Source organism: uncultured Thermanaerothrix sp. (assembly GCF_938028735.1).
Classification (GTDB): domain Bacteria; phylum Chloroflexota; class Anaerolineae; order Anaerolineales; family Anaerolineaceae; genus Thermanaerothrix.
This window is the reverse complement of record NZ_CALIMF010000002.1, coordinates 113,539-128,468: the sequence shown is the minus strand read 5'-3', so window position 1 is coordinate 128,468 and position 14,930 is coordinate 113,539. Positions and strand designations below refer to the sequence as shown.

Annotated in this window: 17 protein-coding genes; 7 read left to right on the top strand and 10 right to left on the bottom strand. The window is 53.3% G+C overall.

Annotated elements, in window-relative coordinates; translation table 11 throughout:
• Positions 1 to 14: 14 nt before the first annotated feature.
• Positions 15 to 1,280 carry a GTPase ObgE gene (gene obgE, locus Q0721_RS01345; protein ID WP_299024519.1) on the top strand — a complete coding sequence of 422 codons (1,266 nt, stop codon included), beginning with the start codon at positions 15 to 17 and terminating at the stop codon, positions 1,278 to 1,280.
• Entirely contained in the window at positions 1,277 to 1,888 is a 612-nt protein-coding gene (gene nadD, locus Q0721_RS01340) for a nicotinate-nucleotide adenylyltransferase (protein ID WP_299024518.1), read from the top strand. Before obgE ends, nadD begins: the two co-directional genes overlap by 4 nt.
• On the opposite strand, the gene Q0721_RS01335 is transcribed toward nadD, so the two are convergent.
• The 6 genes from Q0721_RS01335 to Q0721_RS01310 all read right to left on the bottom strand — a co-directional run bounded on the left by Q0721_RS01335 (position 1,875) and on the right by Q0721_RS01310 (position 6,245).
• Positions 1,875 to 2,759, bottom strand: a complete 885-nt coding sequence (locus tag Q0721_RS01335) for a toast rack family protein (RefSeq protein WP_299024517.1) — start codon at positions 2,757 to 2,759, stop codon at positions 1,875 to 1,877. The two genes, nadD and Q0721_RS01335, sit on opposite strands and share 14 nt — an antisense overlap.
• On the bottom strand, positions 2,756 to 3,826 hold the full coding sequence (locus tag Q0721_RS01330) for a polymer-forming cytoskeletal protein (RefSeq protein ID WP_299024516.1): 1,071 nt from the start codon (positions 3,824 to 3,826) through the stop codon (positions 2,756 to 2,758). Before Q0721_RS01330 ends, Q0721_RS01335 begins: the two co-directional genes overlap by 4 nt.
• Positions 3,823 to 4,362: a hypothetical protein gene (locus Q0721_RS01325; RefSeq protein WP_299024515.1), complete on the bottom strand. Its 540-nt coding sequence runs from the start codon at positions 4,360 to 4,362 to the stop codon at positions 3,823 to 3,825. Before Q0721_RS01325 ends, Q0721_RS01330 begins: the two co-directional genes overlap by 4 nt.
• Entirely contained in the window at positions 4,343 to 4,936 is a 594-nt protein-coding gene (locus tag Q0721_RS01320; protein ID WP_299024514.1) for a sigma-70 family RNA polymerase sigma factor, read from the bottom strand. Before Q0721_RS01320 ends, Q0721_RS01325 begins: the two co-directional genes overlap by 20 nt.
• Positions 4,937 to 5,033: 97 nt before the next feature.
• Positions 5,034 to 5,954: a DMT family transporter gene (locus tag Q0721_RS01315; RefSeq protein WP_299024513.1), complete on the bottom strand. Its 921-nt coding sequence runs from the start codon at positions 5,952 to 5,954 to the stop codon at positions 5,034 to 5,036.
• 84 nt (positions 5,955 to 6,038) lie between these two features.
• Positions 6,039 to 6,245 carry a dodecin gene (locus tag Q0721_RS01310; protein ID WP_299024512.1) on the bottom strand — a complete coding sequence of 69 codons (207 nt, stop codon included), beginning with the start codon at positions 6,243 to 6,245 and terminating at the stop codon, positions 6,039 to 6,041.
• A gap of 488 nt (positions 6,246 to 6,733) precedes the next feature.
• Between Q0721_RS01310 and Q0721_RS01305 the strand changes: the two genes are divergently transcribed.
• The 5 genes from Q0721_RS01305 to Q0721_RS01285 all read left to right on the top strand — a co-directional run bounded on the left by Q0721_RS01305 (position 6,734) and on the right by Q0721_RS01285 (position 11,680).
• Positions 6,734 to 7,198: an SET domain-containing protein-lysine N-methyltransferase gene (locus tag Q0721_RS01305; RefSeq protein WP_299024511.1), complete on the top strand. Its 465-nt coding sequence runs from the start codon at positions 6,734 to 6,736 to the stop codon at positions 7,196 to 7,198.
• Between the two features lie 68 nt (positions 7,199 to 7,266).
• Entirely contained in the window at positions 7,267 to 8,106 is an 840-nt protein-coding gene (locus Q0721_RS01300) for an SAM-dependent chlorinase/fluorinase (protein WP_299024510.1), read from the top strand.
• Between the two features lie 24 nt (positions 8,107 to 8,130).
• Positions 8,131 to 9,069: a MoxR family ATPase gene (locus tag Q0721_RS01295; RefSeq protein WP_299024509.1), complete on the top strand. Its 939-nt coding sequence runs from the start codon at positions 8,131 to 8,133 to the stop codon at positions 9,067 to 9,069.
• Positions 9,066 to 10,268 (top strand): DUF58 domain-containing protein, encoded by a 1,203-nt coding sequence (locus Q0721_RS01290; protein WP_299024507.1) that lies wholly within the window; start codon positions 9,066 to 9,068, stop codon positions 10,266 to 10,268. The genes Q0721_RS01295 and Q0721_RS01290 overlap by 4 nt, the downstream gene beginning before the upstream one ends.
• Positions 10,265 to 11,680 carry a DUF4129 domain-containing protein gene (locus tag Q0721_RS01285; RefSeq protein WP_299024505.1) on the top strand — a complete coding sequence of 472 codons (1,416 nt, stop codon included), beginning with the start codon at positions 10,265 to 10,267 and terminating at the stop codon, positions 11,678 to 11,680. The genes Q0721_RS01290 and Q0721_RS01285 overlap by 4 nt, the downstream gene beginning before the upstream one ends.
• 55 nt (positions 11,681 to 11,735) lie before the next feature.
• On the opposite strand, the gene Q0721_RS01280 is transcribed toward Q0721_RS01285, so the two are convergent.
• Genes Q0721_RS01280 through tgt form a run of 4 tightly spaced genes read right to left on the bottom strand, consistent with a single transcriptional unit; the run spans position 11,736 to position 14,929 of the window.
• Positions 11,736 to 12,278: a VTT domain-containing protein gene (locus tag Q0721_RS01280; RefSeq protein WP_299024503.1), complete on the bottom strand. Its 543-nt coding sequence runs from the start codon at positions 12,276 to 12,278 to the stop codon at positions 11,736 to 11,738.
• The gene (gene udk, locus Q0721_RS01275; RefSeq protein ID WP_299024501.1) at positions 12,275 to 12,940 is read right to left on the bottom strand and encodes a uridine kinase; all 666 of its coding nucleotides are present in this window, start codon (positions 12,938 to 12,940) and stop codon (positions 12,275 to 12,277) included. Before udk ends, Q0721_RS01280 begins: the two co-directional genes overlap by 4 nt.
• A gap of 44 nt (positions 12,941 to 12,984) precedes the next feature.
• Entirely contained in the window at positions 12,985 to 13,800 is an 816-nt protein-coding gene (uppP, locus tag Q0721_RS01270) for an undecaprenyl-diphosphatase UppP (protein ID WP_299024499.1), read from the bottom strand.
• 10 nt (positions 13,801 to 13,810) lie between these two features.
• The gene (gene tgt / locus Q0721_RS01265; RefSeq protein ID WP_299024497.1) at positions 13,811 to 14,929 is read right to left on the bottom strand and encodes a tRNA guanosine(34) transglycosylase Tgt; all 1,119 of its coding nucleotides are present in this window, start codon (positions 14,927 to 14,929) and stop codon (positions 13,811 to 13,813) included.
• Position 14,930: the final 1 nt, after the last annotated feature.

The window sequence follows — 14,930 nt, the reverse complement described above, 5'->3', positions numbered from 1 at the left end:
TGAGCGGATGAGGTATGTTTATTGACGAGGCCAGAATCTACGTTCGCTCAGGCAAAGGCGGGGATGGTATTGTCCACTTTCACCGGGAGAAATATGTAGCCCGCGGCGGCCCCGATGGTGGTGATGGTGGGCGGGGGGGAGATGTCATTCTCGAGGTTACTCCCTCGCTGAATACGTTGGTGAAGTTTCGCTATCAGCGTCGTTTCATTGCTCAGGATGGTGGGCGAGGTGGACCTAACAACATGACCGGGCGCTCAGGCGAAGATTTGATCATCCCCGTTCCGCCGGGCACCGTGGTTTACGATGACGATACGGGAGAGTTATTGGGCGATCTGGTGGAGCCTGGGCAGCGTCTGGTGGTGTGCCGTGGTGGCAGGGGCGGACGAGGCAATGCCCATTTTGCTACCCCACGTAACCAGGCTCCGCGTATTGCCGAGAAAGGGGAACCGGGCCAAGAACGTAACTTACGCCTCGAGTTGAAACTGATTGCCGATGTAGGCATTGTGGGGGTACCTAATGCAGGGAAATCCAGTTTTCTGGCTGCGGTAACGAATGCAAAGCCTAAAATTGCCGATTATCCTTTCACTACCTTGGAGCCCAATCTTGGAGTAGCCGATTTAGATGCTAACACGTCTCTGGTTTTGGCCGATATTCCGGGATTGGTTGAGGGGGCTCATCGCGGGGTAGGGTTGGGGGATGCTTTCTTGCGTCATATCCAGCGAACCAAGGTATTAATCCACTTGCTGGATGGACTTTCCCCTGATCCAGTGGCTGACTATGCCCAAATCAATAGCGAGTTGGCTCTATTCGACCCTGAACTGACGCGTAAACCCATGATTGTTGCGCTCAACAAGATTGATTTACCAGAAGTGCAGGAACGCTGGCCCGAAATTGAGCGCCAGCTCAAGGAACGTGGGGTGGATGCGGTCGCTATCTCGGCCTTGAAAAAGATTGGTTTGCAACCGATTTTGTGGCGTTGCGCAGAACTGGTCAAGCAAGCCCCAGCGATTCCAAGCCAGGTTGAGATGCCCGTGTATCGTCCTTCTGCAGACCCGCGAGCCTTCCAAGTCATTCGACTGGCGGATGGAAGTTTCAAAGTGACTGGAGAGGCTGTTGAGCGGGCAGCGGCAATGACGTACTGGGAGTACGAGGAATCGGTGCGCCGCTTCCAGAGATTAATGGAGGTCCTGGGAGTGGATGAAGCGCTGCGTCAGGCAGGCGTTCAGAATGGAGATACCGTCTTCATTGGGGATAATTACGAACTTGAGTGGCAGGAATGAGGCGTATCGGGGTCTTCGGTGGAACTTTTGATCCACCCCATGTGGGGCACCTGATTCTGGCTTCGGAAGCGGCTGATCAATTGGGATTGGGACGCGTGTTGTGGGTCCTGACCCCCGATCCACCCCACAAGCGCGGGCAACCGATCACCCCTCTGGCAATTCGACTTGAATTGGTTGAGGCTGCTATACGGAGCAACCCTCTATTTGAACTCTCACGGGTTGAGATTGAGCGCCCTGGTCCCCATTACGCGGTGGATACGCTCCGGATTTTGCACGACCTTTACCCTGGAGATACGCTGATTTATCTGATCGGTGGGGATTCGCTGCGTGACCTGCCAACGTGGCATCAACCCCTAAAATTTTTAGAGACTTGCGATGGGCTGGGGGTGATGCGGCGACCTGGAGATGCGGTAGATCTCTCACGCCTCGAGGCCGTTTTGCCTGGCCTGGAACGCAAAGTAATGTTTGTGGATGCCCCATTGTTGGAGATTTCCTCCTCCCAGATCCGTCAACGCGTGGCAGAGGGTAGAACATACCGTTACTACCTTCTGCCACAGGTGTATGAGTTAGTAGAACACTATCGGTTGTATCGCGCTACCGGGTTTTGAGTTCAAGGGAGCCAACCCCCATTTGGATCTTGATCCATAGTTTGGGTCCACGGCCACCCTTCTCGTAAACGCTGTCGCGGATGCTCCAGGTGCCTTGCGGAGAAACGTTGTTCAACCCGCCAGTGATCTCCACGCGTGCGGGTACCTCAGAGGGAATGATGAGCACTACTTGGGAAACCCCAGACTTGATGCTTACGTTCATATCATGTGACATCTCACCTGAAAAATCCAGCGTGTAAGTCCCTGTGCCCCCTTCAAAAACAATTTCCTGAGCACGGGAGTTTCCTAGACCAAGTAGTTCAATTTTGGAAGCCCCGGTGCGATAGCGCAGTTGCTCCATGGGCAGAGGATTGGGGGTATTGAACACCACCCGTGCTTCGCTGGCTCCATCCGAGATTTGTAATCGCGTAATAGGCAGACCACTCAAATCTATTTCACCTTTATAAGCGCCGGCGTTGATGGTCAGTTGTAGCGGGTAATTCCCCAATTTTAAGTCCCATTCATTGATCGTTTCCTTGGGAAGCGCTAGTTGCCCATCCGCCTGGCGCTGGGTCAGGACTAGACTATCCTCGCCACGTAGGATTTGAGGCTCCCATTCGGGGACATTGTAGCGAATGCTACCCTGGAGTAGGCTCCGAGCGCCCGGTTGGAGGGTCAGTTGCCCCATTCCCATTTCCAAACGTAATTTGATGGCTTGCGCGCTATCTGCGGGGAGTGGCTCGTCAACGGTCATGACAACCGGAGTAGTCGTTTGAAGCGTTGGCACACGAATATTGGGTAGGTTGACAGTAATGGAGCAAGCCAGTGAACTCAACAGTGTTAGGCTTAGCAGGATCAGACCAACTGGAAAGGCCTTTGAAATTCGTTTCATGGGTTTTCTCCTTCTTTCTCCTCTTCATCGGAAGGCGATAGCCGGGTTGGGGTAATCCCTGGATAATCTGGAGCGGAAGGGACAGGTGTGTTGGTACGGAAGACCTGGGTGCCGAAACGACTTAACAGAACGGCACCTAGACCCCAGCATCCGATCAAAAAACTTAGGATTCCGCCCAGACAGGGCACATATCCCAGCAAGTACAGGACAAGTCCAAGTATCAATGTGCCAATCCCGGCAGTCACAGGAGGGCTCCAAATGCTCTTGAAGAGGTTGGCCAGACGATTTCCGATTTCGTATCCGACGGCGACCCATCCCAGCAGTAGCGCTAGAGCCAGAATCATCAACCCTGCTAGTGCCACTGGGATCAGAATAATGGTGATCAGCAGAATCACTAATACCGCTGGTATAACCAGTAGCGTCAACAATCCCAAACCGCCGCTAAGGAAAGGCTCGTACGTGAGCGTTTGGCTGATGCGATCTAGGGGCATTGGCAGAATCAAGGCAATTAGCAGTGCCAGAAGAGCAATCGCTAGTGTGCGTAGAAGGTTAAGAAAAGCGCGCTGCAGGAAATTGAAGGGTTCTGTGGGCACATTGGCCCAGGGTTGCCAGCGGAAAACCGGGGCTCGCCAAACGCCAGTTGAGGGGCTGAAAGTATTAAGACTGCCCATCAGGGTGACTTTCTCTAATCCCGAGATTGAACAGGCCATAGCGTGAATATCTCCTCGGATCAGGGCGCCCTCCTCAAATTCAAGCGTTGCTCCAACGGCGTTAATGCTGGCAACCACTTCTCCCGCCAGTTTCAACGAGCCACCCAGCAAATCAATATCTCCGTTGACGGTAGCGCCTTTCTGCACCTCGGCGGTACCCCCTATAATTACCAGGTCTCCCTCGAGGGTTTCACCGCTCTGCAGGACAAAGGTTTCTCCAATCACTAGGCGATCGCCCTTGAGGGTTTGTGGGTAAGGAGATAGCAGGGGCTTGGCGAGGGCGGGGCGCCATGATCCAAGTGGAAGGATTAGGCTGACCGCAAAGATTAAGCATAAAGTAATGTGTCTCGTCTTCATGGGGTTTTTGCTCCTTGTAGGGTGAGTTTGGCGAGTGTGTAACACCAGGCACTCAAGGGGAGAAGGATCCAAGCGTAAAGGATGAAACCAATTGCTGGTAACCAGTAGGGTGGGGTTTCACGCAGCCAGAAAACAGTGGCGTAGCGGATATAAAGCCAGGTCGAGGGCAGACGTGTCAGGAATCGGATGAGGTGCGCGATTCCCTCGGCGACGAAGTTGGAATCCCAAAAGAGAACCAAAAGCGCTATACAACTCACCAGAATTAAGAGCACCACCCCTACCACAAAGTCGATCCATGTCCAAGTGGCCTGAAAAGAGCGCTGCATTTGGGCCCGGGCATAAGACTCCCAGCGGTTGGAAAACGCCGGGGGAGGGGCAATCAAAGGCAGGCGTTTGATTTCTTCTCTGACCTCCTGCCAAGCCAGGTAGGATTCACGGCAATGTACACATGTTTCTAAATGGGCCTTCATGTCCTGGGACTGAATTTCGGAGCATCCCATCTCACAGAACCAGGTTTCAATAGGCGGGTGCTTCATGGATTGACTCCTTGGGGGCAGAACCACTGTGTTGTTCTTCCTTCCATAAAATGGCCATTTTTTGGCGGGCACGGTGGAGGCGACTCTTAACCGCGCTGGTCGAGATCGAGAGTATTTCAGCCATTTCTAATTCACTCATTTCATACCAGTAGCGTAAGATTAAGACAGCACGCTCATGGGGTTCCAAGCGCATGAGCAACCGCTGAATGCGTTGGTGTTCTTCGTATTGGACATATTGAGCCTCGGGGTTGGGCGCTGAACCGGGGAGAAGTTCGTCCGTCCATTCTTGGATGCTTTCTACAGGTGTGCGTCGTTTGCGGAGCTGGTCAATACAGTAATGGGCTGCGATGGATAGCAGCCAGGTCAAGAATGAACGCGAAGGATCGTAGCGATGAAGCGACCGAAAAGCGCGCCAGAATGTTTCTTGGGCTGCATCTTCAGCCTCTTGAGAATCACCCAGCATGCGGTAACATAAATTAAATACCGGGGTTTGATAGGTAACCACAACCTGGCTAAAGGCTTCAATATCTTGTTGAGCATGCCTTAAGAGGGCTGAGTCGGGCTCTGCTATCACCTTGTTCCACCGGCTTGCAATCTCTGCAATATTCTACGCAGAAAACAAGTTTGGGTTGCGGACGGTGCTGGAGAAAGGTGGGTGATTCAGAGCGCCCTTAGTCGGAGGAAGTATCTGCAGGCCGGGACATAGGTGCAGGTGAGACTGAGAGGTCCGAGCTCAAAAGGACGTGTCCCTGAGAAAGCAGCATTGCAGCAAAGATGAGAGCAGCCCCCAGCCATTGGACGGGCTGAAGCCGTTCCCCCAAAAGGAGCGCTCCGAAAAGCGCGGCAAATACGGCCTCACTGCTAAATAGAATCGCCGCGTCTGTGGGTGGGGCATACCGTTGTCCCATTACCTGCAAGGTAAAGGCCAGGCTAACAATAAACACTGCCGAGTAGGCAATTGCCAGAAGAGTGGTTGGGCTCATGATTAACCGGTTTTCTTGGGGCCATCCCCATACGATAGCCAGGTTGAGTAGGCCACAGATAAGCGCCTGACCTGCTGCAAATTGCAGGCTATTCATTCGATTGGCTGCCTTGCCTACAACAATCACATGAAGAGCCCATACCAAAGCCCCGCCGAGGACGATAGTATCACCGGTGTTGAGCTGGATGCGCAGGGAGCCGCTACTGAGGAGCAGTGTTCCCGTGACGGCCATTCCAGCGGCTGCCCAGACATACCAGCCAGGACGCTGACGCCCGAAAATAAAGAGCAAGATGGGAATAATGACTACATAAAGGCCTGTGATAAAGCCGGCATTGGCGGCTGTGGTGGTAGCAATCCCGATTTGCTGAAGCGTACTTCCTCCGAAGAGCAAAATGCCTCCCAGGAGGACCCATCGCCAATCTTTTAGGCGGGTGGGAAAATTGAAACGCAACCCCAGAGCAAGTAAAATCCCTCCGGCTGTGAAGCGCAGTCCATTGAAAACGAAACTAGAGATTTCAGCAGAAGCGATCTTCTGAGCCACAAAGCCACTTCCCCAGATCGCGGCGGCCAGGAGCAAAGTTAAGTCGGATTTCAACCGGGTATTGTTCATAAACACATTCCATCGCGGGAAAAGCCGTGCCTTTCCCGAAGGGATTGTAGGTTACGGAAGACGGAACAAGAAGCCGAGTAGAGATTACTCTTCCAAGGTAAACCCAATCTTAATGGTAACTTGCCATTGTCCTACATGATCACCCTCGATACGTCCACGAATCTCGCTGACCTCAAACCACTGTAAATGACGCAGGGTTTGCGCAGCTCGTCCAATGGCAGTTTGGATGGCATCCTCAATGCTGACATCTGAGGTGCCGGTAATCTCGATGGTTTTATAAACCTTATTCATTGTCTGCCTCCTCCAAGCGTTTTCTAGCCAATCCCCGTTTGCCGATTGCTAGGCCAAGGGTGCGGATTTCCAGATGCCCTGATTCTAAAGGAAAATGGCCAAAATTGGGTACGAATGTGGGGATCCTGATATAATTGGGTCACACGTAGGTTCTTAACCTTGAAATTGGAGGCTGGTTAAGCGTACAAGGGTTTGTGTTGTTGCTTAGAACGCACTGTTCTTTCTAGTTCACCTGGCAGAGTGATCTCAATAGATTCTCTTTTTCACCCCTTGGTGGGTGATTTTTTCTTTTGGCCTGCTGTAAAAACCGTAAGATCAACATAGAGGAGGTGGTTGGTTGGAGATAAGCGTATGGGGTTACTAATTTGTAGAGATACGCAGGAAGGGCGCTAAAGACATTGACTTTTTAGAGAGGACATATGCAGTTCAGTACGTGTTCTTACTGCTCTCCAAAACTAGAGTTACGGCCCTGCTCGGGAGAGAAGGGTTTGGGACTTTTTGCTCGAGAACCCATTCGCGCAGGGGAATTGCTGGCCGTCTGGGGAGGACAGGTTCTAACGGGTGAACAGTTGCGCCTTTTACCGATGGAGCGGCGGGTGCATAGCATTCAGATCGAAGATGATCTCTATATGGTGCCCTTAACGTATGGCGAGCCGGCGGATTATTTTAATCATTCCTGTGATCCCAATTGTGGCTTGAGTTCTCCGATTACCTTGGTAGCCATACGCGATATTGCGATAGGGGAAGAGGCCTGTTTTGACTATGCCATGAGTGATTCAAGCGACTACGATGAATTTGAATGTCATTGTGGTTCACCGCTGTGTCGCGGCATTGTCACTGGTCGCGATTGGATGTTGCCAGCGCTTCAGGAGCGTTACCGAGGCTATTTCTCCCCTTATTTACAGCGGCGCATTGATAAGATGCGTCAGGAGGTGCTAAGCGCAATCATTTGAGGAGGCCTGAGCAAGGTGAGGCACTTATTAGAGCTGAACCGGAGCGAGAAGGATGCTCTGGTTGTGGTATGATTTTCACGCTACTACTCTATGAAGTGTGTTCGGGAGTGAGAATGGCGCAGGTTGTTGCCTTGTTGACGGATTTTGGCTATCGTGATCATTACGTGGGGGTGATGAAGGGCGTTATCTGGAGGATTGCCCCCGGTGTGCAAATTGCCGATATTACCCATGCTGTGAGGCCTCAGAATATCTTTGAGGGAGCCTTTCTGTTAGCGCAGGCCTACCCTTATTTCCCCCGTGAGACTGTCTTCGTTGCGGTTGTGGATCCTGGGGTCGGCACCCCGCGGCGCCCGCTAGCCGCTCAAATTGGCGATTATTACTTTGTGGCACCCGATAATGGGTTATTAACCCTAGTGGTGCGCGAAGCCACGATGCAACGGTGGTCAATGCGTTTCGTACGTTTGACTCAGCCGTCTTACTGGCTGCCCACTGTGAGCCGTTCCTTTCATGGACGCGATATTTTTGCCCCGGTGGCTGCGCATTTGGCTACGGGAGTGGCCCTGGATGCCTTAGGTCTGGCTGTGGAGGACCCAGTTCTGATCCCAATTCCCGAACCCACGCCAGAACAAGGTGGCTGGCGTGGTCAGATCATTTACATTGACGGCTTTGGTAATCTGATTACCAATATTGCTCCGGTGCATCTTGAAGGGAGAGGACAATGGAAAATTTGTTATAAGGATCGCGAAATTAATGAGATTGTCGCCACTTTTGGCGAGGGACATCCGGGCGATTTGATCGCTATGTTTGATAGCACAGGGTTCTTGAGTCTGTGCGTTGTGAATGGGAACGCCGAGGCGACTCTGAAAGCCCAGACCGGGGATGATTTGTGGATATTGCCCCAGGCTTGACCCTTATCATTTGGGAGGTGAGCATTGCTAAAATCCTTTGTCGAACGTGTGCTTGAGAATGTTCAGAAGGTGGTAGTGGGGAAGGACGAAGCCATTCGCTTGATCCTGGCGGCTATTTTATGCGAAGGTCACGTGCTGCTTGAGGATGTGCCAGGTACCGGCAAAACGACGCTGGCTCGGGCGCTGGCCATTTCATTGGGATGCACCTTTCGCCGTATTCAATTCACCCCCGACTTGCTCCCTTCAGATGTCACGGGGTTGATGTGGTTCAATCAGAAAACTCAAGATTTTGAATATCGGCCGGGGCCAATTATGGCGAATATTGTGCTGGCTGATGAGATTAACCGGGCGACTCCACGCACTCAGTCGGCATTGCTGGAAGCCATGCAAGAGCGCCAGGTGACCGGTGATGGAGTCACTCGCCCTCTGCCTCGCCCGTTTATGGTGATTGCCACCCAAAACCCGGTTGAACTTGAGGGGACATTCCCCCTGCCTGAAGCCCAAATTGACCGATTCATGATTAAGATTGGGCTGGGATACCCTACGCCTGAGGAAGAAGGCCGAATGTTGGAGCGATTTCAGGCCACAGATCCACTGGAGATGCTGGCTGCGGTCACTGATCCAAAGGGCGTTCGTGAGGCGCAGGCGATGCGGCGGGAAGTGCGCGTGGAGGCTTCGGTGCGGGATTATATGGTGCGCATTGCCCAGGCAACCCGCGAAAACCCCGAGATACAGTTGGGCGCTAGCCCACGAGCCACATTGAATTTGTTTTATATGGCCCAGGCTTGGGCAGCTCTTGCAGGGCGAGAATTTGTGTTGCCTGATGATGTTAAGCGCGTTGCCCCCTATGTGTTGGGGCATCGCTTGATCGTTTCCCCGCAAGCCATGCTGCGTGGGCGTCGTCGTGAAGATTTAATTGGCGAAATTATCGCGGCGGTGCCGGTGCCGGTGGAGGTAGGGTGAAGTTCCGTGTTTGGGCTACATTGATCATTGGGGTCATTCTAGTGGGGACCCTGGTGCGTGTTCAGTGGTTGGTCGGGTTGGGATTAGCAACCGGGGCAGTGGTGGGGATGACTTATCTCTGGCAGCAGTGGGCGCTGGAGCGTGTGGTTTATCACCGCCATTTGATCTATAGCCGCGGTTTCCCTGGGGAAACCCTCCCTTTGCGTTTGAGCGTCGAGAATCAAAAGCGCTTACCGTTAACATGGCTAAGGGTTCGTGACTCCTGGCCGCTGAATCTCTCTCCTCAAGAAGGCGAGGTAATGGCCCCTTCTCATGTGCCTGGGCGCGGGTATTTGACCAATGTCTACCATTTGTGGGGGTATCGTCGGGTGATTCGGGACCTTCACTTGCGTCTGGGGGCTCGCGGCATTTATACGTTGGGACCCGTGATTTTAGAATCTGGTGACCCTTTTGGTTTGGCCGAACAGCATGAGGAGCGTGAGTTACCGGCAACTGTGACTGTTTTTCCGGAATTGGAATCGCGCACTTCGCTAGGGCTGCTCTCAGAAGATCCCTACGGAGAGCGGGGCACTCGCAAACGTTTGTTTGAAGATCCCAACCTGACGATTGGAGTTCGCCCTTATATGCCCGAGGACACATTTCGTCAAATCCACTGGCCGGCAACAGTGCGCACCGGTCAACTTCAAACGCGAGTTTATCAACCTATTGTCTCGCAGGTCATGATGTTGTGCGTCAATGTGGCCACGTCGGAACACCCTTGGTTAGGAACGCTTCCCGAGGTCCTGGAGCGAATTATCCGTGTAGCGGCCTCGTTTTGCTACTACGGGATCGAAGATGGCTATGCGGTCGGGTTGGCCGTAAATGGGGGTGTGACTTCGTCCGACCAATTCATGCAGGTTCAACCTGGGCGCACTATGGATCATCTGGCTATGCTGCTGCAGGCGTTGGCCGGCGTTACCCCATTGATCACCCATCCGTTCGAGCGTTTTCTTGTTCACACCGCTTCGCATGTCTCGATGGGGGCTACACTAGTAATACTCACGGCCTTGGTTAACCCCCCATTGCTAGAGGCCATAACCTTGATTCAGCGTTACCGTCATCACTTGGTTTTGGTGGCGTTGAGTGAAACACCACCGCCCTCACTCCCGCGGGTTAAGGTCATCCATCTTCCTGTTGCTGGCGAAGCCAAGGACATATGATGAGACTTTTGCAATGGGCTGAAGCGGGTATTCTACTTAATGCTCTGGCCGAAGTGGTCTGGGCGACGTTGTGGTACTGCGCCCTGGTTCAGCCTGTGCAGCAAGCGGGGTGGGTGGCCATTGCGTTGTTTGCAATTATTCTGGGGGCCGAGCGTCTGAGCCGTTGGTTGGATCACCACCGCGAGTGTTTTACCTCCTGGAGTTCGGTTGCAGTAATGGCCGGTTTTATTTTAGCCGCGGTGGGGCTAGGGGGATGGGCCTTTCTTAGAGACTCTGCGGCGGCCTTGTTCACACGGTTTTCTGTGGAAGAAATCTTCCGAGTCGAGAGAGGACTAGGACGGTGGGGATGGCACGTAGTAACCGTCCTGCTGTTAACTTGGCGGGGTATACGTTTGGGAAAACTGCGCATAGATAGCGATGGGGCTATCGCCTCCTTACGGTTGGGAATCTTCATGCTGCTTATCTATGGCGTCTTCTGGGAAGTGCAGCCCACGTTAGCAGCGTTGTGGCCAGCTTTTCTGGTTTTAGCGCTTAACTTGAGCAGCATTGGCATTTTACACATGGTGGATCTCTTTCAGAGCCGTGGGGGCGCTGTACCAGCAGTGGCCCTCCCCTGGTGGTTTTTTGTGGTGGGAATGGGGTTTGCGTTGGCCTTATTGGGGGTGGGAGTAGGGGTTGTTCTTGAGCGCCCGGTTGAATGGATGAGCTGGGGAATTATGGCACTTGTGGCAATTCCCATTGTTGTGGTGGCGTTTGTCTTTGGCGCAATGGTGCTGTTGCTGGTTTCCTGGCTGATCCCGCTGTTGGTGGGAGGCACAGCGGCGCCCCTGCCTGATATTGTGGGAGGTGAACAATTACCTAGAGTTGTTGAGCAGTTGCTCCAAGGGGTGGGGCCAACGGCTCAGTGGTCATTGCTTGATCGTTTGCTGCCAGGACTGGCGCTATTGGTGATCTTAAGCCTCCTGGTACTGGTGATGATCGAATTACGCTCACCTGGAACACTATTATTGCCCTTGCGAGCCGAAAGCGGGCTGGAGGAACGCTTGCCATTCTCACGCCTAGTGCGAGGTGCGCGGCGCTTGCGGAGACGGCGCAAATCACTCGATCAAATTGCTCGGCAACAGATTGCGAATCGGATTCGTGCTATTTACCAACATCTTTTGGAATTGGCCGCGGCTTTGGAGCGTCCTCGTCCCCTTGCGGCTACTCCGTTGGAGTTTTTGTCCGTACTCAAAGACCTATTTCCTGACCACCTTAACGCCTTAGAAACGCTCACTTACGCTTATATCCAGGTACGCTATGGCGAAATTCCCGAGGATCCCAGGGTGTTGGAAGAGGTAGAACAGGCCTGGCAGAGCCTAGCCGCCGAGGGTGCTCGTCGCTTGCAGGCAAAGCATTCCGAAAGATCGTAGCCAACGCGGTCTTCTCATGTGACTCAGTGAGGGTATGCAAGGGAGTCTTTTCGAACTAGCCAGGAGGGGGACTGCCCAGAAGTAAGGCCCCGCTGTAGGCAAAGATCAACATTTTCAGTACTTTGCCTAGCCAGCACCAAAACAAAAAGATGCGCAGGGGCATCTTGAGGGCCCCGGCAATGATCCCGGCAACATCGAAGGCTGGGTTAGGCACAAATGCCATGACTAGGATGGCTAATCCCCCATACCGGCGGATGTACGGCTCTATGCGTTCGTGCCATTGGGTCCGTTCAACGATTCCCTGACCACTAAACCCCACTAAATAGCCAGAAAGTTCTCCCAGAGCTGCCCCACTTCCAGCGGCCAGAGCCACCCAGAAGGGGTTGAAGACTGCTCCCATGGCTGATGTAATCAGCACGCCGGGGATGGGTAGGATCAAGGTAGCATTAGTCAACAGTGAGATCAGAAAAATGCCCGCATAACCATAGCCTTGAAGGTGTTGGACCCGATCGCGATTAAGGTAGAGGAAAAGAGTTAACCCAACCGCAAACACAAGAGCCAAGATGCGCAGCAGACGGGTACGCTGCTCCTGGGTCATGGGTGGGCTGCCTCTTGGGCCAGGGAGTCTTCTTCCTGGAGAAGAGCCTGAATGCGCGAGATTACCATATCCAAGGCTACAGTATTCATCCCGCCTTCAGGGATAATGACATCAGCATAGCGTTTGGAAGGCTCTACAAAATCCAGGTGCATTGGGCGCACTGTGCTGAGGTATTGCTTGATGACCGATTCGGTAGTGCGCCCGCGTTCAGTAATATCTCGCTGCAATCGGCGGATAAAGCGAATATCCGGGTCGGTATCCACAAAAATTTTGACGTCAAATAAGGCGCGCAGAGCTGGCTCAGCAAAAATCAGAATGCCCTCAACAATAATGACTCGCTTAGGTTCGACCCGAATGGTGCGCGAGGTGCGGGTGTGGGTAGTGAAATCGTAAACTGGCAAATCAATAGGTTGCCACTGCTTGAGGCGTTGGATATGCTCAATGAGGAGACTGGTTTCTAATGAATCGGGATGATCAAAGTTGACCTCTGCGCGCTGGTTGGGGGGCAAAGCCGCCAGATCGCGGTAGTAAGCATCGTGGGGCAGGTAAGCGATGCGATCCCGTCCCACTCGTTCTAAGATGACATTGGCAACCGTGGTTTTGCCCGATCCCGAGCCTCCTGCAATTCCAATGACCAGAGGGACAGGTCGTTTCCCATTCATATTATCAATTATACCGGATAGGGATAGCGTTGGCGAAGTGACATTTAGAAGTAAATACCAAGCGTGATCCCACCAGCAAAAATGCAGTAAAAGGCAAAAATCAGTAAGGTGTGGCGGGAGATGAAGCGTAATAACCAGTGAATGCTCAAATAGCCTACCACGGCGGCAGTAGAGAATCCAACGGCCATGACCGGAAGAAACTCCTCCAGGTTGTTTACATGACGTAAATCCCATAAACTTGCCCCACCTGCTGCTAGCATGATGGGAATGGCCATGAGAAAAGCGTAGCGTCCGGCGGCGGGGCGTTCCAGATGGCGAGTCATTCCCCCGGCAATCGTTGCTCCTGAGCGCGAAATTCCTGGGAAGAGCGCCAGAACCTGGGCAACGCCGATCCAGAGCGCGTCCTTCCAATTTAGATCGGCGAGGGTGCGGTTACGCCGTCCATATCTTTCAGCGGTGAAAAGGAATAAGGCGGTACCGAAGAGGAAGAATGCTGTCACATCGGGACGCAAGAAGGCGCTCTCGACTGCGTCTTTCAACAAGATTCCCCCAATGCCCCCTGGCAGTGTTGAGAGTAAAAGCAACCAACCCAGCCGTGATTCGAAGTGAGCAAAAGGTGTCCGTGCCAGCATGTCCTTGACCCAAATGGTGAGGATGTGCCATAAGTCGGCCCAGAAATAGAGGATCACAGCGACCAACGTGCCAATCTGTACCAGGACATCAAAGGGGAAAACCTGATCAGCAGGGAAGTGCCAACCCAGCAGATACGGTACGATAACCAGATGGGCTGAACTAGAAATTGGCAGGAATTCGGTGATACCTTGAATGATGCCTAAAACGAAAGCCTGTGTGATGGTCATTTCATATGCCTCATGATTGAAGGGTCTCCTGGGCTGCAAAGAACGTCGCGGTGAATTGCTCAAATCTTCCCGCCAGAATTGCGTTACGCGCTTCGGCTACCAGGTTGATGAGGGTGGCAATGTTGTGGATTGAAAGCAAAGTGGCGGCGAGCATCTCGTGGGCCACGATCAGGTGGCGTAGATAAGCGCGTGAGAAGTGACGGCAGGTATAGCAGGTGCACTCAGGGTCAATTGGACGAGGGTCGCGGGCATAAGCCGCGTTCATCATGTTTAGGCGCCCGGTGCGGGTCATTGCTGCGTGGTGACGGGCCAGCCGGGTCGGCAGCACACAATCGAACATATCCACTCCGCGCAGGATACCATTGATGATGTCCTGAGGAGTGCCCACACCCATCAGGTAGCGAGGTTTGTCTTCGGGCAAGAGACCGTCTACCAGTTCGAGCACGGTATGCATTTCGGTTTTTGTCTCGCCCACTGACAGTCCCCCAATGGCGTAGCCGGGAAAATCTAGATTGGTCAAAAAGCGCGCTGATTGCTCGCGCAAGTCCAGAAAGACGCCACCCTGCACAATCCCAAAAAGGGCTTGATCAGAGCGGGTTTTTGCCTTTAAGCAGCGTTCCGCCCAACGATGAGTCCGTTCCAAAGCCTGCTCGTTATAGGCTCGGTCATGTGGGGGGGCGCATTCATCGAAAGCCATGATGATATCCGCCCCCAACTTTTCCTGAACTTCGATGGCAATTTCAGGGGTTAACCGATGGAGGGAGCCATCAATGTGGCTACGAAAGGTAACCCCATCCTCATCCACGCGGCGGTTCTCGCTAAGCGAGAAGACCTGAAAGCCACCAGAGTCGGTTAGGATGGGGTGTGGCCAATTCATGAAGCGATGAAGTCCCCCGAGTTCCGCTACCAGATCAGCCCCTGGGCGTAAGAAAAGGTGGTAGGTATTAGAGAGCACCAGCGTCACCCCGTGCTCCTCCAATTGGGCCGGGGTAACCGCTTTGACGGTGGCTTGGGTGCCAACTGGGGCAAAGATAGGGGTGGGGATGGGACCGTGCGGGGTATGGATGATCCCGGCACGTGCCCGACCTTGGCGGGCAATGAGTTCAAAAGTGAAAGGTGTGGTGCTCATG